This is a genomic window from Erythrobacter sp. EC-HK427, from assembly GCF_902498745.1.
Lineage (GTDB): Bacteria > Pseudomonadota > Alphaproteobacteria > Sphingomonadales > Sphingomonadaceae > Alteraurantiacibacter.
Genome location: NZ_LR701479.1, coordinates 312,038 through 336,144, shown reverse-complemented (window position 1 = coordinate 336,144; position 24,107 = coordinate 312,038). Strand labels below are relative to the sequence as shown.

Below are 24,107 nucleotides of genomic sequence, written 5' to 3'. Positions count from 1 at the left end.
CGCAAGAAGAAGTGCAGCCGTAGGCCTTTGGCCAGCTTCGCTTCCGACAAGCTCAGGGCAATGGGTTTCAGGGATTGGGCGTGAGTTTCTCGACACCGCCCATATAGGGCGCGAGCACATCCGGAACCAGCACCGAGCCGTCCTCCTCTTGGTAATTCTCCATCACCGCTACCAGCGTGCGGCCAACCGCGAGGCCGGAGCCATTGAGCGTGTGGACGAATTCGGTCTTCTTCTCGCCTTCAGGCCGGTAGCGCGTGTTCATCCGCCGCGCCTGGAAATCGCCGGTGTTGGAGCAGGAGCTGATCTCGCGGTACGCGCCCTGGCCGGGCAGCCAGACTTCGAGATCATAAGTCTTGCGAGCGCCAAAGCCCATATCGCCGGTGCAAAGCAGGACTTTGCGGTAAGGCAGATCGAGCGACTTCAGAATGCCCTCGGCGCAGGCGGTCATCCGCTCATGCTCGGCATCGCTGTCTTCGGGGCGGCAAATGCTGACGAGCTCGACCTTCTCGAACTGGTGCTGGCGGATAAAGCCGCGCGTGTCCTTGCCTGCCGCGCCCGCTTCGCTGCGGAAGCAAAGCGTGTGCGCGGTGATGCGGATGGGGGCGGCAAGATCGGGCAGAATTTCGCCCGCGACCGAGGCGGTGAGGCTGACTTCGGAAGTGGGGATGAGCCAGCGATCATCGGTTGTGCGGAAACTGTCCTCGGCAAACTTGGGCAGCTTGTCCGTCCCGTACATCGCATCGTCATTCACCAGCACCGGCGGATTGCATTCGGTGTAGCCGTTTTCGCGCGTCTGCGTGTCGAGCATGAACTGCGCCAGCGCGCGGTGCAGTCGGGCGATATCGCCGCGCAGGAAAGTGAAGCGCGCGCCCGAGAGCTTCGCGCCGGTCTCAAACTCCATGCCCAAAGCGGGGCCAAGATCGGCGTGTTCCTTTGGCGTGAAAGTGAAGTCGCGCTTCTCGCCCCAAACCGCAACTTCGACATTCCCCGCCTCGTCTTCGCCTTGCGGAACATCGGCGGCGGGGAGGTTGGGGATGGTAGCGAGCACCATCCGCAATTCATCGCCCAGCGCGCGTTCGCGGTCTTCCAGCGCGGGCATATCGCCCTTGATCTGCGCGACTTCGGCCTTCAGCGCCTCGGCCGTGTCACGGTCGCCCTTGCCCATCGCCTGACCGATGGCCTTGGACGCCTCGTTGCGGCGGCTCTGCATCTCTTGCAGGCGCGTCGTCACGTCGCGCAATTGCGTGTCGAGCGAGAGGATGGCGGCGCTCACTGGCTCCAGCCCGCGCCTTGCCAGCGCGTTATCGAAGCCTTGCGGATTGTCTCTGATCGAGCGGATATCGTGCATGGCCAGCGCCTATGCCCGCAGGCGGGCGGGCTTGTCCAGCATGGTGTAGACCGGTGGCTGCGGGGCTAGGTGATATTGCTTAATTCCCCGCCCGATTTGTTAACCAGATCACCGCTGCTTGCCGCTGCACCATTAACCCGCGACTCCGCAGGCAAGCTTGTAAAATCGCGTAACGGACCAGTTTCTGCAAATAGTTGTTAACCAATTTCGATCAGGAATGCCCTCAATTCCTTTGCGGGCCTCAATTCAAGTGCTCGGCCCGCAGGGGAGTTGGTGGACTAACCAGCTAGGACGAGTTTCTAAAATGCGAGCAAGTGCTCAATATAGAAAGCGGATGAATGGCGGCGCAACTGGCGCTCGCTGCAAATCCTTCGCGCGTCCTGTGCTGTCCTCACTCGCCTTTTTGGCTGGCCTGACCGCTACCAGCGGAGTTGCTTCCGCCCAGTCCTCTTCCGAAATGTTTGCCGGGAGCGGCAGTACGGCTGCAGCAGCTCCGACGCAGGGGCCGGTGACGGTGAGCCTGCGGGCCAACCCAGACAATCCGACGGGCACCACCTCGGCGGCGATCTCGGCTCCAGCGCCTACTGTCAGCCTTCGCGTGCTCAACCAGCAATATGCGAACTCCACGAATTTCACCACCAACGGCCTGATGATTGGCGGCACCTTTGTGGGTGATCCGCACTTTTCGCCGATGAACTTCTTCGGTGGTGCGCAGAATACCCATTTCACGTCGCTGCCATCGCTGTTGCCCGGCACGGGCATCTCGGCGAGCGTGAACTATGCCTTCATGCTGGAAGCGCGAACCGCGGGTTTGGCAGCGGCAGGCGCACCGCAAACAGGGCGGTTCTATTTTGCTGACATCGAGCTGGTGTTCAGCAGGCCGATTTCGAACACGGTCGTCCATATTGCCGGGCTTGGCGGCAGCGCGGGCGGCAAGGAATTTTCCGTCGAGCTGGACTACATCCAGGCAAGCTCCACTGGCGCGACGGGCGTAGCCCTGCTTTCGGGCAATGGTTTGCTGACGCTTTCCGGCAACCAGATCAACAACGCCTATAATACCGCCAGTGGCGGAACGCCGGGGAACTGCGGCGCGCTCACCGCAGCTTGTGGCAGCGTGCGCATCCAGGGTGACGCCGTCACCAGGGTCTATTTCCGCGTCTATATGCGCAGCAGGAATGCGGTTGCTTGGCCAAGCGGCGCGTCCAACGGCTCCGAAGGCGTGTTTATCGGCGTATCCGGCCAAACTGCTGATATGGTGCCGCAATTGTCGGGCCTGCCTGCAACGATTGAGAAGGGCACGACCTACTCCGGGTTGACGCTCACCTGCAGAAACAATGGGCCAAACGCGGCCTCGGTTGCGCAGTGTCTGCCTTCAGCATCCGAAGGGACGGTTTCAAACATCGTCTGTAACCCGGCGCTGCCAGCAAACGTGTCGGAACTGGCGGGCTCCAACCAGATCGGCTGCACATTCGATTACACCATGCCGCTCATCGTATCGTCGAGCGCGATCAACATCATCGGGCAGACCGGCGCTGCCAATGACAGGATCGGCGGCACTGTCCTGACGGCCACGAATAACCAGACCTCGACTTCTGTGACTGTGCAGAACGCGGCTGATCTTTCGGTCACCAAGACCAACACGCCCGGCGTGAACGGCGATGTGGATCAGGCGAGTGATACCGTCAATTCGGGCGCGATCGTCACCTACACCATCCGCGTGACCAATAACGGGCCGGACGCCGCCACCGGTGCCACCGTGATCGATACGCCCGGCGCTGGGCTAACCTGCAATGCCGCCAATCCTGTGACGATCGCGGGCAGCGGCGTGCCTGCCGGTTCCTTCACGGTCGGCAACCTGACCGGAGCGGGCATCACGCTGGGCACGCTCGCCAATGGCCAGAGCACCACCCTGACCTATTCGTGCGAGGTGGACTGACCGTGGCCCGTCCTCGTAACTCCCTTGCTTGGTTGTTGTCCGACAGCTCCCGGTTGGTGCCCGTCGCAATTGCGCTGGCAGCGATGGCCGGGCCGGTCGCGGCGCAGGCGCAGACGGCGACCAATACCGTTAATGTCAACGGCCCGAGTGGCTTGACCGATCCCGTCGCGGCGAACAACAGCGCGACTGATAGCGACACCATTATTGTGGCGCCCTCCGCGGGCCCTGGCACGATGTCCTACGCCACCAGCGGCAACGGCCTGCACCAGACCAGCATCGCGATCCTCGACTGGTCGACCAGCTCGATCGTCGACGGCATCCAGAACGGCGACGTCGTCAATTTCGCACTGACCGGCTGCCGCACGGGCACGCTGACCGCGACCTTCAGCAATGTCGTAAATGCGGGCGCGATGGACATTCGTGACATGGAGACCTGGGTCGGGTCTTCGGCTTTTCAGGCCTATAATGGCCCCGGCGCAGGTGAGGCAATCCACACCATTGTCGATGATCTGGGCTTCACGATCAACTGGTCGCTTATTGTCGGCGGGCAGGCGCAGCCGCTCGATCTGATTTTCTTCGATGCCGAAGCCACCAATGTCACCAACGAGTCGATCACTGCCACCACCAATGGCGGCGGCTGGGCGCTGATCGAGAACGTCGGCGGCACCGGCTACACAATCGCCGGCGTCGGCAGCCAGACGATCAGCATCACGCAAACCGAGGGGCCGTCAAATTCCCCCGTGCTGCTTACGAAGTCCGCGAGCCGGACTGACGTTTCCATCGTCGCTGGCGGCAATCAGGCAGTCGCGTTCGGCGTGCTGTTGCCTTGCGATTACAGCGATGCGCCTGCATCTTACGGTTCCGCCGCCCACGCCTTCCGGGAGGATGCCGCTTCGTCCGGATTGGGTCTGGTGGCCGATGCCAGCCAGCCCATTCTCGGCACCGGCATCGATCCGGAATTCAGCGCGCAACCGAGCGTCAATGCCGATGGCGATGACACCGACACGCAAGGCGATGACGAGAACGGTGTTTCGACCTTCCAGACGCTGACTCGCGCTACCACGACTTACACGCTTCCTGCTGCCAACTTCACGGTATCGGGGTCGGGCAATCTTTACGGCTGGGTCGATTTCGACGGCAACGGCACCTTCGATACGGACGAGTTCGCCTCGACGACGGTGACCGGCGGGGTTCCGGCCAGCGATCTGGTGTGGGCGGGCGTTTCGGGCGTCACCTCCGGTGCGAGCACCTATGTACGTCTGCGGTTCACCGCCGACACGCTTACCGCCTCCGGCGCCACAGCGACTGCAGGAAGCGGCGAGGTCGAGGATTACCTCGTCACGTTGACGACCGCAGTCGATCTTGCGCTGACCAAGACCAACACGCCGGGCGTCAACGGCGAAGTCGATCAGCTGGATGACACGCTCATTTCGGGTTCGACCACCACCTACACCATTCGCGTGACCAATACCGGCCCTGACGATGCCGTTGGTGCCATCCTTACCGACACACCCGGCGCGGGGCTTACCTGCGATGCCGCCAGTCCCGTGACGATCACGGGCGACGGTGTCCCTGCCGGTTCCTTCACAATCGCAGACTTAACCGGTGCGGGCATCACGCTCGGCACTCTCTCTACCGGTCAAACGACCACTCTCTCTTACTCTTGCCAGGTGAACTAACATGATGAACTCAGTATATAGCATTGCAGCTCCACCGTCTGCGTTCCCCATCGGCAACTTGCCTATGCGCAAGATGCTGACGAGTGCGCTCCCCTTTATCGCTGTTGCCGTTCCCGGCACGGCCTATGCGCAGGTTGACCCGTCGAACACGGCGTCGATTTCGGTGCCGAGTGGCGCGGTGGATACCGATCCCACCAACAATTCGGCGACCGATACCGATACGCTGCTTGCGGCGATCCTCGCCAATGATGACACCGCTTCGGGTGCCTTCGGCTTTGCCGGGGCGACCGATGTGCTCAGCGTCCTCGGCAACGATACCAGCAATGGCGCGGCGGCGACGACCGGCAATGTGACCATTGCGGTTGCCTCGGGCTCCTCGGTTCCAGCGGGCCTTACCTTCGATACTGCTGATGGCACGATTGACGTGGCTGCGGGCACCGCCAGCGGCGTCTACACCTTCGATTACACGATCTGCGAAGCCGGTCAGCCAACGAACTGCGACACGGCAACCGCGACCGTTACCGTCACCGATCCGGCCATCGTGGCCGATCCGGACAGCGCCACCGGCGTGGACGGCGTGGCGGGCGTGGCCGATGTGGTCAACGTGCTCGATGGCGACACTATCGACGGCGTGGCGGCGACGACCAGCAATGTCGTCATCACCGTTGCGAGCGGATCCTCTGTCCCCGCAGGTCTCACCTTCGATACGACCGATGGCGGCGTCAGCGTCGATCCGGGTACTCCGGCGGGTGTTTACACCTTTGACTACACGATCTGCGACGCGATCAATCCGTCGAACTGCGACACCAACACGGTCAGCATCACGGTTGATGCACCCACGATTGTCGCCGATCCGGACTCGGTTACCGGCGTGGACAGCCTTGCGGGCGGCACCGATGTGCTCAACGTCCTCGACGGCGATACCATCGGCGGCAATCCGGCGACGACCGGCACTGTCACCATCAGCGTGGCCAGCGGTTCGTCGGTTCCGGCCGGTCTTACCTTCGACACCACCGATGGCGGCGTCAGCGTGGCCCCGAATACGCCGGCGGGTGTTTACACCTTCGACTACACGATCTGCGACGTGCTCAATCCGACCAATTGCGACACCAATGCGGTGAGCGTGACGGTGGAAGCGCCGACGATCCTGGCCGATCCCGACAGCGCCACCGGCATTGACGGCGTGGCGGGCCAGACCAACGTGCTCAACGTGCTCGATGGCGACACGATTGGCGGGGCTGCGGCAACGACCAGCAATGTTGTCATCACCGTTGCCAGCGGTTCGTCCGTCCCGGCAGGTCTCACCTTCAACACTGCAGACGGTTCGGTCAGCGTCGATCCGGCGACCCCGGCAGGTGTCTACACCTTCGACTACACGATCTGCGATGCGGTCAACCCGTCGAACTGCGACACCAACACGGTCAGCATCACGGTTGATGCACCGGTGATTGTTGCCGATCCCGATACGGTTACCGGCATCAATGGCGCCGATGGCGGCACCGATGTGGTCAATGTCCTTGACGGCGACACGATTGGCGGCAGCCCTGCCACCCCGTCCACTGTCACCATCACCGTGGCGAGCGGTTCGTCGGTTCCCACCGGACTTACCTTCGATACGGCCGATGGCGGCGTGAGCGTCGATCCGGGAACGCCGGCGGGCGTCTACACCTTCGATTACACGATCTGTGACGTGCTCAACCCGACCAATTGCGAAACCAATACGGTCAGCGTGACGGTTGATGCACCGGTGATCGATGCGATCAATGACAGCTCGCTCGACATCAACGGCGCGGATGGCGGCACCAATGTCATCAACGTGCTGGACAACGACACACTGAATGGCGGCGCGGCTACGGTCAGCAATGTCACTCTTGCTGTGGCGGCCACCTCCAGCGTGCCGGCAGGCCTTACATTCGACATTACCGATGGCTCGGTGGATGTTGCAGCGGGCACTCCGGCAGGGGTCTACACCTTCGATTATACGATCTGCGAAGTCATCAACCCGACCAACTGCGATACCGCGACGGCCACCGTCAACGTGGTGGCACCGGCGATCACGGCGGATGATGACAGCGTCACCGGCCTCAGCGGCGTGGCAGGCTCTGCCGATGTGCTCGACGTGCTGGCGGGCGACACGCTCAACGGCGTGCAGACCGACATCACCGAAGTCAGCATCTCCATCGTCACTCCGGCGAGCGGCAGCGGGAACGTGCCGTTTATCGACCTGACGACGGGCCAGGTGCAGGTTCCGGCGAACACGCCCGGTGGCACCTATACCATTGTCTACGAGATCGAGGACCGCAACAATCCGGGCAACACCGCGCAGGCCACGGCCACGGTTACCATTGCCCCGACGGTCGACCTCTCGATCACCAAGACCAACGGGGTCACCACTGTCCAGTCGGGCGATGTGGTCACCTACACGCTGGTTGTGTCCAACGCTGGCCCCGATGCGGCGGTTGGCGCGGTTGTGACCGACGTGCCGGGTGCGGGTCTCTCCTGCCCGGTCGGCAATACCGTGACCCTGACGGGCGACGGCGTGCCGGTGGGGAGCTTCACCATCGCCGATCTGACGGGTGCGGGCATCACGCTCGGCTCGCTGGCGGCCGGTGAATCGACCACGATCACCTACAGCTGTTCGATCGACTGAAACTGAGAACCGGACGGAAGCGCGAGGCGGTCAAGTCTATGTATACCCTTCAGAACAATCTGGGTTTGCCAGGCTTGCCGCTTGCGCGGATGTTTACCAGCATCCTTCCGTTCCTTGCGGTGGCATTGCCCACTGGCGTGGTGTTGGCGATGGATCCTGTCACCAACACCGCCAGCATCGCGCCGCCCACCGGGTCGTTCGATCCCGATGGCGGCAACAATACCGCAACGACAATCACCGCTGTCGAAGCGGTGATTGTCGCCACGCCCGATGAAGGGCGCGGGATCAACGCCGCGGTTGGTGGAACGGGCGTGGTCAACGTCTTTACCGGCGACACTATCGATGGCGGCCCGGCGACACGCGATAATGCTGTGCTATCGCTTGCGCCGGGCTCCAATCTCCCGACGGGTATTACCTTCGATACGGTGACCGGCAATGTGAATGTCCCTCCGGGAATGGCTCCGGGCGAATACACCTTCGAATACCAGATTTGTGAAATCGCGATCCCGACCAATTGCGAAACCGCTTTGGTCACGATCGAGATCGTTACCCCGATCAGCGCGCTGTCGGGCACGGTCTATCTCGACAATAATGGTGATCGCCAGCTTGATAACGGCGACACACGGCTTGGAGGCTGGATCGTCGAGGCGCTGTCCGGCGGCAATGTTATCGGAACACAAGTTACCGGCAGCGACGGCTCTTACGCCTTCCCCAGCCTCCCTGGAGGAACTGAATACACCATCCGCTTCCGCAGCCCGGATGGCGGCGTGGTCTATGAGGAAATCACCGGCATCTGGCTGGAGGACGCGACGACGCTTCCCGACCAGAACCTGCCAATCGATCCATCGGGCATTATCTACGATTCGGTTACCCGATTGCCGGTGGCTGGAGCAACCGCGACGCTGGTCGATTCCAACGGCATCCCGCTGCCCGACGATTGCTATGTCGATGCATCGCAAAGCAATCAGGTTACCGGCGCCAGCGGGGCCTACCGCTTTGACGTGGTGCCCGGCGCTGCGACCGCGTGCCCAACGGGCGAAAGCGAATACACGATCCGCATCACGCCGCCGCCCGGCTACAGCTTTACGTCTACCGTCTTGCCGCCGCAGAGCAATGCGCTCGATCCGACCGGTCGCGGCTCTCCGCTGGCGGTCAGCCCGTCACCTGATGTGCCGACCGGCAACGCTCCGGTCTATTTCATCAGCTTCGAGCTGGAGACGGGCGATCCGGATATCATCAACAACCACATCGCGCTCGACCCCTTCCTCGCGCGCGACGGGCTTGTGGTGACCAAAACCTCCACGCGCCGCGCGGCCAGTACCGGCGACCTTGTCCCGTACGAAATCACCGTCCGCAACACCGAGAATGTGCAGCGCGCAGGCGTCGACGTGGTCGATGTGCTGCCGCCGGGTATGACCTATGTCACCGGCACCGCCCGCGTGAACGGGGTGGCGGCAGAACCGCAATTCGAAAACGGCAATCGCGAGCTGGTGTGGCCGGGGCAGATCATCCCCGCCAATGGCGAAGTCACCTACCAGCTGGTGCTGGTCGTCGGCGCGGGTGTTACCGAAGGGCAGGCGGTCAATACCGGCCTTGCCGAAAACGGCCTCGACGGCAGCGAAATCTCCAACCGCGGCACCGCCACGGTCATCATCACGCCGAGCACCGTGTTCGATTGCACCGAACTGATCGGGCAGGTGTTCGAGGATTATGACGGCGATGGCTATCAGGATGATGGCGAACCCGGCGTCCCGTCCGTGCGCCTCGCCACCGTCAACGGCGAAATCATTACGACCGACGAATTCGGCCGCTACCACATCCCCTGCGCTGCCGTTCCGGACGCGCGGATCGGTTCCAACTTCGTGCTCGAAGTTGACGAGGCCTCGCTGCCGCAAGGCTGGATGATGACGACCGATAATCCGCGCTCGATCCGCCTGACGCGCGGCATCATGGGCGTGCTCAATTTCGGTGCGAGCGAAGCCGACCTTGTGCAGCTCGATATCGGGGCCAATGCCTTTGACGCGGCGGGCAATCTGAAGCCCGAGGTGCAGGAGCGCCTGCGTGCGCTCGCCACGGGCGAGGAGACGCATATGCTGGTGCGCGCCACCTACGCCATCGCGCCGGGCGAAAGCGAGGCGCTGATCACATCCCGCATCACCGCCATCCGCGCCGCGCTGGAAACCGTCTTCGCAGAAGGCCGTGACGGCCCGCCGCCAACAATCCAGGTGGACGCATCCCGCGCCCGCGCCGCGTCAGGAGGGGAGTAAGCGCCATGACCCAGACTTTCTTCCCGCACATTCCTGCAATCACCTCCGCCAAGTCGCGCATTTTGCTCGCTGGCGTGTCCGGCCTCGCGTGTCTCGCGGCGGTTCCGGCACAGGCGGGCGAACTGACGATCCCGGTCGAGTTTGCCCAGCTGGTGGAAGCCGTAGAGCGCGGCCCGGATACGGCACAGCAGCAAAAGGCGCCTGCGCTTTCCGATTACTCGGTCAGGCCTGCGTCCCGCGCGATTGCGCCGGTGCTCTCGCTCGGCCTGATCGGTTCGCAAGACACGGTGCAGCGTGGCACGCCCGCGCGCTTTCTTGGTTACTCCAATTATCCTGCTTTCGTCGAGCGCGCCGAGCTGCGGCTGTTTGCCAAGGGCAGCGATCTGTCGGGCGTTCCGCACGAAGTCGTCCCCGCCAATGCTGACGGGGTGATGCAGTGGATGCCCGGCACCTATGCCGCGGCGCAGATGGTGGCGGTGTACCGTGTGTATGATGCGCAGGGCCAATTCGACGAGACCGCGCCGCAAACGCTGACAGTGATTCCCGCCGCGCAAAATCTGCCGCGCGAAGCGGTGAGCCGCCCGGAATTCGGCGTGGTGGACAGCGCCGCCGCGCGCGCCATTCCGCTGACGACCGCGTTCTCCGCCGAAATTAGCGGTGTGGTGCATGGCGATGCCACGAGGCTCTATCTTGGCGGACAATTGCTCAGCCATGACGCGAAGAGCGGCGAATTTGCCGCCGCGCAATTGCTGCCCTTCGGCTGCTTGCCAGAGGTTGTCGCGACCGATTCTTGCGGGGTCAGCCACACGCTCGCCGCCGATCCGGTCACCGATCCCGACGATGGCGAGGCAGACGGGCTGGTGATTACCCGCAGCCTTGCGGGCGAGGATAACCGCGCCAATGCCGATGCCGCCGATCCCGATGATCACGCGATCGACATCCGGGTGGAGGAACGCCGCGCCGATCCGGTGCTGGCAACCGGCCTTGCCGAAAGCCTGCGCATCGTGGTGCGCGGCGAGGCGGCAACCTTTGTCACCTACGCCAATTATCCGGCGTTGATCGAGCGCGGCGAAATCCGCCTGTTCGAAGCCGGGGCTAATCCCGATGCAGTGCCCTTCGCCACACTTCCTGCCGATGCAAATGGCGTCGTGCGCTGGCCGGTGGCGGCGGAGGCTCCGCAAGATATGTTCTACACCTTCCGCGTCTACGATACGGATGGCCGGTTCGACGAGACCGCACCGCAAGAACTCACTGTACTGGACGAGCGCCCGATTGCCGACGAGGCACCCGCGCGCGAATTGTTTGGCACGCAGGATGAAGCGGCCACCCGCACCATTCCGCAGCGCCGCGTGTCGACCGTAACGGTGACCGGCCTTGCCGATCCCGCCGCTGATATTGTGCGCGTTGGTGGCCAGATCGTGCCGGTGGATGAAACAGGCCGCTTCGTCAGCGAGCAGATCGTGCCGCGTGACATGGAGCAGATCCTGATCTCCATTGGCCAAGGGGATGCGCTGAACTTTGTCGCCATGCGCGATCTGGAGCAGAACGGCGATGACTGGCTGATTGTCGGACAGGGCGAAGTCACTGTCGGCACCTCGATTTCGAGCGGCCCGGCAGAACGCGTCAGCGGCTCCAGCCTTGCCGAGGGCGATTACGCGATTGGCCGCGTCGCCTTCTACGCCAATGGGCCCGTCGGCGGTGATTGGGAATTGACTGCTTCGCTCGACACCGGCGAAGCTCTGCTCGAGGACCTTGTGAGCAATCTTGATCGCAAGGATCCGCGCACGCTGCTGCGCCGCCTCAATTCCGAGCAATATTACCCGACCTATGGCGATGATTCGACGCTGGTCGAGGATGCGCCAACGCAAGGGCGCTTTTATGTGCGGCTGGAAAACGGCCTCAGCCAGGCGATCATCGGCAATTTTACCGCGCAGGCGAGCGGTTCCGAACTGGTCGAGCTGGATCGCGGGCTGTTCGGCGCGCTGGTCGATATCAATTCGGCGGGCACCACCAGCTTTGGTGAACGCACCGCGCAGGTGCTGGCCTTCGCCTCCGATCCGGGTACGGTTCCGGCGCGCGAGGAATTCCGCGGCACGGGTGGCTCGCTCTACTTCCTGCAGCGGCAGGATGTGACGGTCGGCAGCGAGCGTGTGCGTATCGAAATCCGCGACCGCGAGACGGGCATTGTGCTGGAAACGCGCAATCTCAATCCGCGCCAGGACTATGATTTCGACCCGTTCAGTGGCCGCCTTACGCTGCTGCGCCCGCTCGGCTCTTTCGCCAGCGGCGGCGGCACGGTGCGCGAAGGCAGTGCGCCGGGCGATGTGCCGGTGCTGGTCGTGCGCTACGAATACACGCCCACGGTCGGCGAGCTCGACGGCTATACGCTGGGCGGACGCGGCACGGTGTGGCTGGGCGATACACTCCGCTTGGGTGCGACCGGCCAGATCGACACGGTGGAACAAGCCGACCAGACTTTGTTCGGGGTCGATGCGCTGCTGCGCCTGACCGCAGGCACCTATCTGAAGGCGGAATTCGCGCAGAGCGATGGGGCGGGCTTTGCCCAGTCGAACTCCATCGATGGCGGGTTGAGCTTCCTCGACATCGCCAATCCGGGCGCGAATGTTACCGCCAATGCCTATCGCGCCGAAGCGGCGGTGAATTTCGCCGAACTGGCCGGGCGGCAGGGCGATCTGGGCACGATCAACGCCTTCTACGAAAACCTTGAAGCAGGCTTCAGCGCCGCCGGTCGGCTTGCGCCGGGCGCTATCGAGCGGTGGGGCGTTGCCGCCGATATTCCGCTGGGCGAAACGGGCAATATCGCTGCAAGCTACGACGAATTCACCGCCGAAGGGCGGGGCAGCAACCGCACGGCAGAGCTTGACCTGTCGAACCGCTTCGCGCTCACCGCAGGGCAGCTGACCGCCAGCGCAGGCGTGCGGTATGACGCGCTGTCACCCAACACGCTGTTCAACGCGGTGCAGGATGGTAGCCGCACCGATGCCGCGCTGGAGCTGGCGTTCCAGCCCACCCGCGCCAATTTTACAGGCCGTGCTTTCGGGCAAATCACGCTCGACCACGATGCGAGCCGCCAGCGCAACAACCGCGCCGGAGTGGGGCTGGAAGCCGAGATTTCAGAACGCACCACGCTGTCGGGCGAAGTCTCGGGCGGCGACGGCGGGCTGGGCGCGGATGCACGGGTCAATTACCGGCTGGGCGAAGGTTCGGAGGCCTATGTCGGCTACACGCTGCTGGCCGATCGCACCGATACCGGGCTGGAGCCGCAGAACCTGTTCACTGGTCGCCCTGGCGGCGCGCTGGTGGTTGGCGGGCGGCAACGCTTCACTGACAGCCTGTCGGTCTTCGGCGAAAACCGCGTAAGCGTGGGCGGCGATACGCCAACCCTGTCGCGCAGCTTCGGCCTGCAATTCGAACCGAGCGAAGAGGTGAGCATCAGCGGCACCTTCGAAAACGGCCGGATTGAAGACCCGAGCACCGGCGTCTTCCGCCGCACGGCGGGCTCGGTCGCACTGGGCTACACTGCAGAGGATGTGCGCGCAGGCGCCGCCATTGAAGTGCGCAACGAAACCGGCCTCAGCACGACGGTTGCCGGCGCTGACCAGACCGTATGGCTGCTGCGCTCCAACTTGAGCTATGCGGTGAACCCGGACTGGCGCTTTGTCAGCCAATTCAACATCGCCCGCGCCGACACTGACAGCACATCGATCCGCGCGGCCGAATTTACCGAAGCGATTGCCGGCTTTGCCTATCGTCCGGTGGACAATGACCGGCTGAACGCGCTTGTCCGGTTGCACTATTTCGAGGATCTTGGCCCCGTTGGCCAGATCACCGGATCGGGCCAGATCGAAAGCCCCAAGCAATCGAGCACGATTTTCACGGTTGATGCGAATTACGACCTGACCGACCGCCTCACCATCGGCGCGCGCTACGGCTACCGCGATGGCAGCGTCTCGCTGGGCCGCGACTCGGACGAATTTGTCAGCTCCGACGCGCATCTTGCAGTGGTGCGGCTCGACTATAACGTGCTGCGCGAATGGGATGTGCTGGCCGAAGGCCGCGCGCTGTGGGTGAGCGAGGCCGACGATTTGCGGCTGGGCGCGCTGGGCGCGATCTACCGTCATGTTGGCGACAATGTGAAGGTCGGCGTCGGCTATTCGTGGAGCGATTTCTCGGATGATTTGACCGACCAGAGCTATTCCAGCCACGGGCCGTTCCTGAATATCCTCTCGCGCTTCTAGTCGGGTCTCACACCCGTTCGGTCACCATCACCTGCGCGATACTGCGCTTGCCGTTGTGGCGTGAAAGCTGGACGAACACGTCCACGCTTTCGCGCACATAATGCCGCACATCGTCGCGGTTCAGGCGCGTGCCCGCTTGCAACACCAGCAGCGTCAATTGTTCGATAGCGCGCGCGGGGGTGTCGGCATGGATCGTGGTCATGGAACCGGGATGCCCGGTATTGACCGCGCGCAGGAAGGTGAACGCCTCCTGCCCGCGCAATTCACCCAGGATGATCCGGTCGGGCCGCAGTCGCAGCGCGGCAATCAGCAGGTCTTCGGCGCTGACTTGCGCTTCGCTCATTTGCCCGCGCGCCGCGATCAGGCCGACGGCGTTGGGATGCGCCAGCTTGAGCTCTTCGGTATCCTCGATCAGCACGAGCCGTTCGTCGCGCGGGATTTCCGCCAGCAGCGCGTTGAGGAAGGTCGTTTTGCCGGTGGACGTGCCGCCCGCCACCATGATGTTGCGCCGTTCGCGCACCGCCTGTTGCAGCGCAGCGGGCGCTTCGTCCGGCCCCAGTGTGCGATGGCTGAGCTTCGGTTCCAGCGCCGCCTCGCCCGAAGCCAGCGCATCAAAAGCACCCTCGGCTTGCCAGTCCGCCAGCGATAGTTCGGGCGCGACGTGCTTGCGGATCGCAATGATATGGCCGCCGCGCGTCGCGGGCGGGGCGACCACCTGCACGCGGCTGCCATCGGGCAGGCTGGCGGCGAGCAGTGGCTGCGCGCGGCTGATCCCTTGCGAGGAATGCGCCGCCATCTGCCGCGCCAGTCGGGCGAGCGTCACTTCGTCCAGCCCATCGACCTGCTCGCAGGAAATGCCACCGCCCAGATGCTCGAACCACACTTCGCCGGGGCGGTTGATCCAGATATCGGTCACATCCCCGCGTCCCAGCCACGGGGCGAGCGGGGCGAGGAAGCTGTCGAGATAGTATCCGCTATCCATCAGCGATCGACGCTGGAGAAATCGAGATCGCGCGCGACATAGACCGAAACGCTGGTGCCGTGCGCGATCTGCAAGACGGGCCGGGGACCGCGCGATCCGCCTTCGGCAATGTTCTGCGTGCTGCCGGGCAGGGCGAGAATCGTGCTGCCGCCCGACGCTTCGCCCGCGATTACCCCCACGCCTAGGCCCAGCACCGTGTTGAGCAGACCGCCGCCCAAGCGTTCCCAGAAGTGGCTGTCGACATCGCCTTCCACGCCGCCGCGCCCCAGCGGGTCGGATGCAGGGCTGTCCAATGAAATGCTCACCCCGTCGGGCCGCATCAGCCGTGTCCACTGGATCATCGCGCGGCTTTCGCCCGGCGCAAGCCCTGCCTCATATTCGCCGAACAGCCGGCTGCCGCGCGGCACCAGCACGCGCCGTCCGTCGAAGGAATGCACGTCGCGCTGCACAAGCGCGCGCACGCGACCGGGGCGGGTGGAATCGAACGCGGTTTCCAGCACGGCGGGAATGATCGTGCCCTGCGGCACGGTGTAAGACGGGTTAGCGAGCCGCGTGGCGTTAACGCCGCCGCCTGTGACATCACCGTCCCCGGCACCATCCTCTGCAGTGCGGCGGGGCGGCTGCATCGCGCGGTCGAACACGATTGCTGGCCCGAACGGTTCGCTGAGTACCGGTGGCGGGGCGCTTGGCGGGCTGTAGCTTTGCGCTTGCGGCGGAGGGGGAAGCGGCATCGGTGCGGGTTGCAGCATCACCGCTGGGCCGGAAGGCGGGGCGGGCAAAGCGCCTTGCCTGCCTGCCTGAGGATCGCCGAGGTCGGTAGGCAGTCTTCGTTCCCCTTCCGGCAGGCTGAGCGGTGCGGGGGACGCGATGCGGCCCACCCCTTCGCTCACCGGCAAGGTGCTACCCTGCTCCGCATTACCAGCAGCATTCAAGGTGCTGAACAGCCAGAAGCCCCCCAGCGCGAGGATGGCGATAAAGGCGTAAAGCCCCCAATTGCCCGCACCCGAAGTGGCGACGACGGGGCCGATATCGTCAGCCTCGCGAATACCATCCTCGCTCATCCGCCTTGCTCCCTGTCCGGACTGGCATTGCGCTGGGCGCGCAGGCGTTCGTCATCGAGCCGGAACACCAGCTCGGCATAGACCCGGTCGATCACAAACTGCTCGCCGCGCATATGGCCGTTTACCAGCTCCTCATCCCCGGTCTGGCCGATGGCGAAGACCGCAGGCAGCGCCTGTTCGGGGTGATAGGTGATGTAGGTGCGCTCCCCGTCATCACTGATCCGGAGTGGCCGCACCGTGTCATCACCGCGCAGGCGGTAAGACCAGCTTTGCCTTGGCAAAGGCGCTTCGGGAGCAGCCGCCACTGCGCCTGCGGGCGGCAATTCGCCATAGGTAAAGCGCACGAGATAGGCGGCGGTCAGTCCCTCTCCGGTGCGCAGCGCGAAGGGATAGCGGCGGCGGTCCGTCTCCACCAGCATCGTGCTTTCTTCCGCCTGGTGATCGGCGAGCACCAGCAGGCTGTTGCCTTCGGGCGAAACCCGCACCGAATAGTCGAATTCGCTGCCCAGTGTGACCCTTGCGATCACTTCGCCCGGTTCCAGCATGATCGTGGTTCCCGACCCCGGCATGATTGTGAGCAACACCGATGCACCCTCGGCATAATGCACGCGCTGTATGCGCGGATTGTCGAGCTGCACATCGGGCACGGTCTGCGCGCCCGCCGGAAAGGCCGCGAGCAGCAATAGGGGTAGGGCGAGTGCGCGGATCATTCGCTGGCCTCGTCTCCGGCAGAGCGTTGCAACTGCACGGCCTCTTGCGCTTCCATCACTTCGGGCAAAGTCTCGGCATCGCGGCGATAGCGCGTTACTTGGAAGCCCAATGGATTGAGATAGCGGTCCGCCTCGTTCATCGCTGCTTGGCTGAAGGTGTAGTCGATCACGGCTGCCCAATGCTGCGCTGCTTGTGGTTGCCCGCCCGCATCGGTTTGCACGGTGGAGAAGCGCACCAGTGAACGGTCTGCCGCAAGCGAGGAGACGCTGCGCACTTCCACCGTTACCCTGCTGGTGCTGCCATAGGCATTGACCGGACTGCCGGGCGTATCGGCGGCCATCATGTTTTCGTACAATCGCCACGCCTCGCCCGTGCTCCACAGGCCGACCTTGCGATAATCCTCGTTGAGATCGGCGTAGTCATAGCTTTCGCGCGCGGTGACATATTGCACCAGAAAGCTGCGGGTGAGCGCGGCATCGGGCGCGATCATCGTCTGGTCGAGCGGCGCCAGTTCCTCGACATGGCCTGTCTGCCGGTCAACCAGCAGCGTGTAGGGCACGCGCTCTTTCAGCGGCAGCATGATGACGATGGCCACGGCGAGCAGGATCGCCACGGCAGCGGACACGCAGGCCACGATCCACGCATTGCGGCGCGATTTTTCCAGCTGCTCGGTCACGCTTTCGCCCCAGCTATCGGCGATGGCGTAGCTTTCATCGAAGGGCTCGTGCGCGCTCATGTATCTCTCCTGCGGCTCGACAGCGACCGCGCATGGCTGCTGCGGCGATAGGAATTGCCCAACCGCTCGAGCGAGGGGGTGCGGGCTTCGCTGCGATTGGCGGAAGCGGCCGCGCCGGAGCCGGACGTTCGCGCCCCTGCCGCCGCTCCAGCCATCCCGCTGCTACCCGCCGGTGCAGTGTTGCCGGGCAGGCGCATCAGACGGCGGTCTTCAAACCGCATCCGGTTCTCGACATTCTGCGCAATCCGCTCCGCGCGGTTGACGGGGCCGATGGTAATGCGCTGCATCGCCGGGGCAGGAGCGCCACCAAAGCCATCCGCCGCGGGCAGGGCAGGAAGTCGCAGCGCCTCCGGCCAGCCGCGCATGAAGGCGACCTTTGCGAGCAGCCAGATGCCCAGCAATTGCACCATCGTAAATCCGGCGACGATGGCGAACAGTTCGATCGGCGCACTGGGGGCGGCATAGCCGTTGGCGCGCACAAGCAAAGCATCGCGCAGGAAGGGCTCCAGCACCGCCAACTCCACCGCGAGGATGGCTGTTACGCCCACCGATCCGAATACGGTCAGCACCAGCCCGCGCAGCCAGCCAGCAAAGATCCCGCGCGTCGCCTCGAACAGCAGCAGGCCAGCGGCGAGTGGTGCCAGCGCCAGCAGCAGCCCCGCCAGCAGCCGCAGCAGGCCGAGCGAGCCGATCAGTCCCGCAAGATAGATCAGCCGCGCCCAGCCCAGCGCCGCATCATCCTGCAAGGCGGTTCCGGCAAAGCTGGCATTGCCCGCTTGCCCTTCGAGCAATTGCTGCGACCAGCGCCCGGTGCCCTGATCGATCAGCGCGAGTATGCCGTTATCGACACCTTGCAGCCGTTCGATGAAATTGCCGCCCGCGCTGGTCGCGCCCGGATTGGCGAGCGCGGTGGCGATTTGCGCGGGGCCATCCAGCACCAGATCGTGCACCACCGTGCGGAAGGCGGGCCAGCTGAAGGCAAGCGTCAGTACGATCCCGACCTTGAGCACATCGCCCATGACATCGCGCCCTTGCGGCACAAAGCCGAACGCGATGCGGAAGCCCCAGATGGCGACAAACAGCGTCAACAATCCCGCCATTGCGGTCGCGGCGAAGGAGCCGGGGTCGCTCAATGCGCTATAGCCATAGCTGCCGAGATAGCGCGCCTGGCAATCGATATGCGTCACCACGCGCGTCACAAATTCGCCGCCGGTCAGGATTTGCGGGCAGGCCATTATGCCGCGCGCTCCAGCAATTTGTGCATCCACGCCTTGGGATCGGGGCCGGTTTCGGCCACCAGCTCGTCAAACAGCCGCACCGTGCTTTCGCGGCCCGAAAGGATGGTGAGCAAATCGCGCTCGCCCGACAGATCAAGCCGCGCGACGACGCTGTCATTGCCGTGCTTGATCAGGAAACAATGCGAATTGTCTGGCAGGCTGCGAACAAGATCAAATTCGTGCCGGGTGAGGCCGAAGCCGTTCATGTAATCTTCCGCGCGCGCTTTCGGGTTGATCATGAAAATCTGCGTTGCCGCCTGCTCGATAATCGCGCTGGCGATCCGGCTTTCCAGCGCATCCTGCGCGCTCTGGGTGGCAAAGCCGACAATGCCGTTCCTTTTGCGGATGGTCTTTTCCCAATCCTTGATCCGCCGCACGAACACATCGTCATCGAGCGCCTTCCATCCTTCATCGACGACGATGATGGCGGGCGTCCCGTCGAGCCGTTCTTCCACGCGGTGGAAGAAATACATCAGTGCCGGCGTGCGCGCGGCGGGATCGTCAAGAATGCTGGTCATGTCGAAGCCGACCGCCTTGGCGGACAGATCGGTCTGGTCTTGCAGATTGTCGAACAGCCATGCGCGTTCGCCATCGCCATGCCATGAGCGCAGACGGGCGTGCAGATCGCGCGCATGCGGCCGTGCTCCGCCGCGGAACAGCTCGACCAGAAACCGCAAGCGCCGCCGTTCCATCGGCTGCCCGAAATTGGTGTCGATAGCATCGCGGATGGCCTCGAGTTCTTCCTCGTCCACCCCGCCCGCCAGCAAGCCTAGCCACTCGATCAGGAATTGCCGGTTCGCAGGTGTATCGTCCATTTGCAGCGGGTTGAGGCCCGACGCATGGTCGGACGAGAGACGGTCATACTGCCCGCCGATGGCGCGGATAAACAGTTCCGCCCCGCGATCCTTGTCGAAGAAAATGATGCGCGGATCAAACCGCCGCGCCTGCGCCAGCAGGAAATTCATCACCACCGTCTTGCCGCTGCCCGAGGGGCCGATCACGGTGAAATTGCCCAGATCACGCTGGTGGAAGTTGAAGTAGTATGGGCCAGCCGCCGTCGTCTCGAACAGGGTCACGGCATCGCCCCAGTGATTGCCGCGCGCGCGCCCGGTGGCGAAATTGTGCAGGCTCGCGAGTCCTGCAAAATTGGTCGTCGAGACGAGCCCGCGCCGCGCGATATATTTGAAATTGCCGGGGAAGCGCGCCCAGAAGGTTGGCTCCAGCGCCAGATCCTCCCGCACGGCGGTTATGCCCAGATCGGCGAGCAGCGCGATGACTTCGGCGGTTTGCCCGTCGAGCAGGCCCAGATCATCGGCGTGAATGGTGATAGTGGTGTGATGCTCGCCAAATCCGGCGCGGCCTGCGGCGACTTCGTCTTTGGCATCGACCAGCTCGTCGCGCAGCGACAGCGCCTCGTCCTCCGCCGAGCGCATCCTTCGCAGCGCCAGATTCATCCGGTCGAGCGCGGCCGCGCGTTCGACGAAGGCGAAACTTTGCGTCACGTCGAGTTCGAAGGGCAGGCGATACAGCTCGTCGAACATTCCCGGCATGGTGCGGCCGGGATAATCCTTGATCGAGATCAGCGCCATGAACCGCCGCCCCAGCGCGCCCGCTGGCCCCAGCTCCGCCGTGTGCGTGCCGAAACTGATGCGGCGCGCAGGGATATGCAGCCCGGCATCACCATGCGGCACCGCAACGGGCCGCATATTGGCATTGTAGAGATAGGAGAGAAATTCGAGCGGCTCCGACCGCTCGCCATCCGCCGTGTCATACCGGGTGAGCAAATGCGGATCATATTGCCGCAGCGCCGAGACCACCGCATCCCGCGCATTGTCGAGCGCCGCCTTCTCGCCCGCAATCAGCGCGGCATTGCGGCTGCTCTTCTTCGTGAACCAGTTGCCAATCCGCTCCGCCCAGCCGACGCGGCCCTGCAACGGACGCCGCACGATGGTGAGGAACAGGTCGTTGACATAGAGGTTCTTCGCCCCGAGCCGCTGCCGCCAACGCGCATCCAGCCCTTGGCTGAAACGATCCTGATATTCGCCGTCCAGCTCCACATCGGCGCGGCGGCGCACGACATGGTGATAGACGGCAAATCGCGAATTTCCGAGCGCGCGCAGCATCGCATCGCGCAATTCGGTGCGGTAATTCAGCTCCTCGCTATCGGCGGTTTCGAAATGGAATCCGGCAATGCGGATCGTCTGCAGCAGCAGCCCGTCGCGCGTTTGCAGCGTCGCCGCGTCCAGATGGCGGGCATAGGGGAGATGCATCCCCGCCGGCGCTTCCCGCCGCACCAGATCGCGCCGCTTGCTCATGCGCGGTACGAATTGCAGCCCCAATGGGCGTGGTTTTTGACGCGCGGGCAATGCCGCATCCGCGTGAGCCACAGCTCGACAATGCGCGGCTCCCGCAGCGAAAGCACCACGCCAGCACCATGGATCGCCAGCGCGAGCGGGATGATCCAGAAGCTGCCGAAAATCAGGAACAGCTCCACGCAGATGATGGCGTTGATGACAAAGAAGGAGAAGGTGACGCCCGCAAACATTTGCGGACGGGTCAGCGCCAAGAACAGCGTATCGCTGCGCAAGCTGTCTGCCATGTCATCCCCCTGTTCCGCGTGGGCCGTTGCCGACGGCGCATCCGCAAAAATACCAAGCGCGCTTTATTGCAAGGCTTGCGGCGCGAGTCGAGCCTTCGCGCAAGGAAGTGTGCCGCATTGTAGCGGTGGGCGGGCGTCAGGGTGTGGGCCGGGCGGCGGTGTCGTCTGCCGGTTGCAGGGGTTCGCGCGGCTGCGCCTCGTAGACGACGGTTGGCCGCGCCTCCGGTTGGCCACCCCCGCCATCCGCCAGCGCCAGCAGATTGGCGGCGATCACCGGCGCGCCCAGCAGCAGGAAGCAGCCGAGAATAACCTGCCCGCCCCGCCGCAACGAAACGCGCCCCGTCAGCATAGAAAACCCGACAAAGGCGACCGCCAGCACGCACAGCGTAACCGCCAATTCACCGAGCATGGTGCCGGTGATCCAGCCAATCGAACTGGCAAACGGGTCGTCGCTGGCGGAGGCGTTGAACATGGCGTGAGGCTAGCGCATTTGCAGGCGCGCTGCCAATCGTCTTGCGTGAGTGCCGGGAAGACTGCTGCAGATGGTGGGCGCGGCAAGGATTGAACTTGCGACCCCACCCGTGTGAAGGGTGTGCTCTACCACTGAGCTACGCGCCCGCCGATTCTTGGCAGGGGCGCGCCTTTGCCACGGGTGCGCGGCGAAGGCAAGCGCCTCTCGTCCACCTGATCGTCAGTCGGCGAAAAAGCGGGCGGCGAGGCCCATCCAGCCGCTTTCCGGCACTTCGGCCACCCGCGCTTCGGGCTGCGCGCCCAGTACGCTGCATTCGAGGCAATGCGCCTGCACGCCCTCGCGGCCCATCAGGTCTTCGAAATCGCCCAGAATGCTGGCGATCCGTGCCATCTCGCGGCGCGCGAACATGGCGGCCAGATCGGGGCTGCCGCTTTCGCCAGCGGGGCTTTCGGCAGCGAGCAGATTGGAGAGGAGCGAACCATACTGGTCGGCGCCTTCGCCCAGATAGACCACGTCATAGCTGCCTTCGGCCAGCTCGGCCTGCTCGGCGGCCCAGACAATCGCCGTATCGAGCCCGCCGAACTGGTCAACCAGCCCAAGCTGCCGCGCCGCGCCGCCATCCCACACGCGGCCCTGCGCCAGCTCGTCGGCACGCGCGAGGCTGAGCGAGCGGCTTTCGGCCACGATGCCGAGGAAGCGGGCATAGATGTTCTCGACATTGCCTTGCAGCAGTGCATCGACTTCGGGGGTGAGGCCACCCAGCAAATCGGGCTGGCCGGAAAGGCCGGTGGTGCGCACGCCATCAGTGGTCACGCCATATTCGGTGAGCACGTTTTCGAAGCTGGGGAAGACCGCAAACACGCCGATAGAGCCGGTCAGCGTCTCGGGTTCGGCGAAGATGCGGTCGCCCGGCGTTGCCACCCAATAACCGCCGCTCGCTGCGTAATTGCCCATGGAGACCGCGATCGGGATGCCCGCATCCTTGTACCGCAAAATCGCCTGCCGGATGGTTTCCGAGCCCGTGACCGATCCGCCGGGCGAATCCACCCGCACAACCAGCGCATCTAGCTCTGTATCGAGTGCAGCATCGAGAATGCGCTCGATCCGCTCCGCGCCGGCCGAGCCGGGGCCGACATCGCCGTCGGTTATTTCGCCGGCAATGGTGACGACACCGATTTTATCGCCGCCGACCCAATCGAAATTGGCATCGACATCGGCGAGGAAAGCATCGAAGTCGGTCGCGGCGAAGGCACCGGGTTCGCTCGTCCATTCGTCGGCACCGGCCGCTTCGGCCACCCGCTCGCCCCACTCGACGCGTGTGCCGATGCGGTCGGCGAGGCCTGCCGCGAGTGAGGCTTGGGCGAGATCATTATTTGATGCAGCGAGCCAGGCGGCGACGTCGCCCGTCACCAGATCGATATCGGCATCGGGCCGCGCGGCGGCAATATTGGCGCGCCATTCGCCCCAGATGGTGGAAAGCAATTGCGCCATATTCTCGCGCGCCTCTTCGGACATGGCGCTTTCGGTCCACGGCTCCACCGCGCTTTTATACGTGCCGACGCGGTAGACATTGGCGGTGATATCGAACTGCTCAAGCGCGTTGGCGTAATACAATTGCTCGCCGCCCGGCCCGGTGATCGCCGCGCCGCCCAGCGGATTAACCCAGATTTCGTCCGAATGCGCGGCCAGCATCAGCGCGTCATCGCTCATTGCGAAGGCATAGGTGTAAACCGGTTTCTCGGTCGCCTTGAAGCGTTCGACCGCGTCCGATAGCTCCTGCATATGCACATAGCCGCCGCCAAGGAATGCGGTGAGATCGAGCGCGAGGACATTGATGCGCGGGTCTTCTGCCGCGGCATCGATTGCGCGCACCAGATCGCGCACGGCATATTCGCGCACTGGCATCGACTGGCTGAGCAGCGCCGCAATCGGATCGACCGGAGCGACTTCTTCCACCACCACGCCGTCCAGATCGAGCAGCAGCGCGCCATCGCGGACAAGGCCGGGATTGGGCCGCACGCTCAAAATGCCGAACAAGGCGACGAAGAACAGCAGCAGGAATATGAGCGCCAGCGCATCCTTGACGCCGACCAGCAGCTTCCAGACCTTGCGTGCAAAAACCATAAAGCC

At 64.0% G+C, this 24,107-nt stretch carries 15 protein-coding genes and 1 tRNA gene; 5 read left to right on the top strand and 11 right to left on the bottom strand.

Annotated elements, in window-relative coordinates:
* Positions 1-67 precede the first annotated feature (67 nt).
* Positions 68-1,348, bottom strand: coding sequence for a serine--tRNA ligase (gene serS, locus GC121_RS01655; protein WP_151972457.1), 1,281 nt, complete (start codon positions 1,346-1,348; stop codon positions 68-70).
* 457 nt (positions 1,349-1,805) lie between these two features.
* Here serS and GC121_RS01650 point away from each other — a divergent pair, with 457 nt between their 5' ends.
* From GC121_RS01650 to GC121_RS01630, 5 genes are all read left to right on the top strand, one after another.
* On the top strand, positions 1,806-3,284 hold the full coding sequence (locus GC121_RS01650) for a DUF11 domain-containing protein (protein WP_199857702.1): 1,479 nt from the start codon (positions 1,806-1,808) through the stop codon (positions 3,282-3,284).
* Between the two features lie 35 nt (positions 3,285-3,319).
* Positions 3,320-4,963 (top strand): CshA/CshB family fibrillar adhesin-related protein, encoded by a 1,644-nt coding sequence (locus tag GC121_RS01645; RefSeq protein WP_151972455.1) that lies wholly within the window; start codon positions 3,320-3,322, stop codon positions 4,961-4,963.
* 64 nt (positions 4,964-5,027) lie between these two features.
* Positions 5,028-7,613, top strand: coding sequence for a DUF11 domain-containing protein (locus GC121_RS01640; RefSeq protein WP_234421296.1), 2,586 nt, complete (start codon positions 5,028-5,030; stop codon positions 7,611-7,613).
* An 89-nt stretch (positions 7,614-7,702) separates the two neighbouring features.
* The gene (locus GC121_RS01635) at positions 7,703-9,880 is read left to right on the top strand and encodes a DUF11 domain-containing protein (RefSeq protein WP_199857700.1); all 2,178 of its coding nucleotides are present in this window, start codon (positions 7,703-7,705) and stop codon (positions 9,878-9,880) included.
* A 5-nt stretch (positions 9,881-9,885) separates the two neighbouring features.
* Entirely contained in the window at positions 9,886-14,139 is a 4,254-nt protein-coding gene (locus tag GC121_RS01630) for a hypothetical protein (RefSeq protein ID WP_151972452.1), read from the top strand.
* Between the two features lie 7 nt (positions 14,140-14,146).
* Here GC121_RS01630 and virB11 read toward each other — a convergent pair whose 3' ends face one another.
* The 10 genes from virB11 to sppA all read right to left on the bottom strand — a co-directional run bounded on the left by virB11 (position 14,147) and on the right by sppA (position 24,101).
* Positions 14,147-15,121: a P-type DNA transfer ATPase VirB11 gene (gene virB11 / locus GC121_RS01625; protein ID WP_151972451.1), complete on the bottom strand. Its 975-nt coding sequence runs from the start codon at positions 15,119-15,121 to the stop codon at positions 14,147-14,149.
* Complete coding sequence (locus GC121_RS01620; protein ID WP_151972450.1) at positions 15,121-16,182, bottom strand: TrbI/VirB10 family protein; 1,062 nt, start codon at positions 16,180-16,182, stop codon at positions 15,121-15,123. The genes virB11 and GC121_RS01620 overlap by 1 nt, the downstream gene beginning before the upstream one ends.
* Complete coding sequence (locus GC121_RS01615; RefSeq protein WP_151972449.1) at positions 16,179-16,892, bottom strand: TrbG/VirB9 family P-type conjugative transfer protein; 714 nt, start codon at positions 16,890-16,892, stop codon at positions 16,179-16,181. The genes GC121_RS01620 and GC121_RS01615 overlap by 4 nt, the downstream gene beginning before the upstream one ends.
* A complete protein-coding gene (locus GC121_RS01610) occupies positions 16,889-17,629 on the bottom strand; it encodes a virB8 family protein (RefSeq protein WP_151972448.1) in 741 nt (246 codons plus the stop codon). Before GC121_RS01610 ends, GC121_RS01615 begins: the two co-directional genes overlap by 4 nt.
* On the bottom strand, positions 17,626-18,864 hold the full coding sequence (locus GC121_RS01605) for a type IV secretion system protein (protein ID WP_151972447.1): 1,239 nt from the start codon (positions 18,862-18,864) through the stop codon (positions 17,626-17,628). The genes GC121_RS01610 and GC121_RS01605 overlap by 4 nt, the downstream gene beginning before the upstream one ends.
* Positions 18,864-21,239 (bottom strand): VirB4 family type IV secretion/conjugal transfer ATPase, encoded by a 2,376-nt coding sequence (locus GC121_RS01600; protein WP_370513760.1) that lies wholly within the window; start codon positions 21,237-21,239, stop codon positions 18,864-18,866. Before GC121_RS01600 ends, GC121_RS01605 begins: the two co-directional genes overlap by 1 nt.
* Positions 21,218-21,505, bottom strand: coding sequence for a type IV secretion system protein VirB3 (locus GC121_RS01595; protein WP_151972445.1), 288 nt, complete (start codon positions 21,503-21,505; stop codon positions 21,218-21,220). The genes GC121_RS01600 and GC121_RS01595 overlap by 22 nt, the downstream gene beginning before the upstream one ends.
* 136 nt (positions 21,506-21,641) lie before the next feature.
* Positions 21,642-21,977, bottom strand: a complete 336-nt coding sequence (locus tag GC121_RS01590) for a TrbC/VirB2 family protein (protein ID WP_151972444.1) — start codon at positions 21,975-21,977, stop codon at positions 21,642-21,644.
* A 71-nt stretch (positions 21,978-22,048) separates the two neighbouring features.
* Positions 22,049-22,123: transfer RNA gene (locus tag GC121_RS01585), tRNA-Val, on the bottom strand.
* 73 nt (positions 22,124-22,196) lie between these two features.
* Positions 22,197-24,101 carry a signal peptide peptidase SppA gene (gene sppA, locus GC121_RS01580; protein ID WP_151972443.1) on the bottom strand — a complete coding sequence of 635 codons (1,905 nt, stop codon included), beginning with the start codon at positions 24,099-24,101 and terminating at the stop codon, positions 22,197-22,199.
* Between the last annotated feature and the right edge of the window lie 6 nt (positions 24,102-24,107).

What these genes read in the sequence shown, in the direction of transcription:
- GC121_RS01590 (WP_151972444.1), bottom strand. Translation starts at nt 21,977, where the DNA reads ATGTTCAACGCCTCCGCCAGCGACGACCCGTTTGCCAGTTCGATTGGC.
- GC121_RS01635 (WP_199857700.1), top strand. Translation starts at nt 7,703, where the DNA reads ATGTTTACCAGCATCCTTCCGTTCCTTGCGGTGGCATTGCCCACTGGC.
- virB11 (WP_151972451.1), bottom strand. Translation starts at nt 15,121, where the DNA reads ATGGATAGCGGATACTATCTCGACAGCTTCCTCGCCCCGCTCGCCCCG.
- GC121_RS01620 (WP_151972450.1), bottom strand. Translation starts at nt 16,182, where the DNA reads ATGAGCGAGGATGGTATTCGCGAGGCTGACGATATCGGCCCCGTCGTC.
- sppA (WP_151972443.1), bottom strand. Translation starts at nt 24,101, where the DNA reads ATGGTTTTTGCACGCAAGGTCTGGAAGCTGCTGGTCGGCGTCAAGGAT.
- GC121_RS01610 (WP_151972448.1), bottom strand. Translation starts at nt 17,629, where the DNA reads ATGAGCGCGCACGAGCCCTTCGATGAAAGCTACGCCATCGCCGATAGC.
- GC121_RS01615 (WP_151972449.1), bottom strand. Translation starts at nt 16,892, where the DNA reads ATGATCCGCGCACTCGCCCTACCCCTATTGCTGCTCGCGGCCTTTCCG.
- GC121_RS01605 (WP_151972447.1), bottom strand. Translation starts at nt 18,864, where the DNA reads ATGGCCTGCCCGCAAATCCTGACCGGCGGCGAATTTGTGACGCGCGTG.
- serS (WP_151972457.1), bottom strand. Translation starts at nt 1,348, where the DNA reads ATGCACGATATCCGCTCGATCAGAGACAATCCGCAAGGCTTCGATAAC.
- GC121_RS01650 (WP_199857702.1), top strand. Translation starts at nt 1,806, where the DNA reads ATGTTTGCCGGGAGCGGCAGTACGGCTGCAGCAGCTCCGACGCAGGGG.
- GC121_RS01640 (WP_234421296.1), top strand. Translation starts at nt 5,028, where the DNA reads ATGCGCAAGATGCTGACGAGTGCGCTCCCCTTTATCGCTGTTGCCGTT.
- GC121_RS01595 (WP_151972445.1), bottom strand. Translation starts at nt 21,505, where the DNA reads ATGGCAGACAGCTTGCGCAGCGATACGCTGTTCTTGGCGCTGACCCGT.
- GC121_RS01630 (WP_151972452.1), top strand. Translation starts at nt 9,886, where the DNA reads ATGACCCAGACTTTCTTCCCGCACATTCCTGCAATCACCTCCGCCAAG.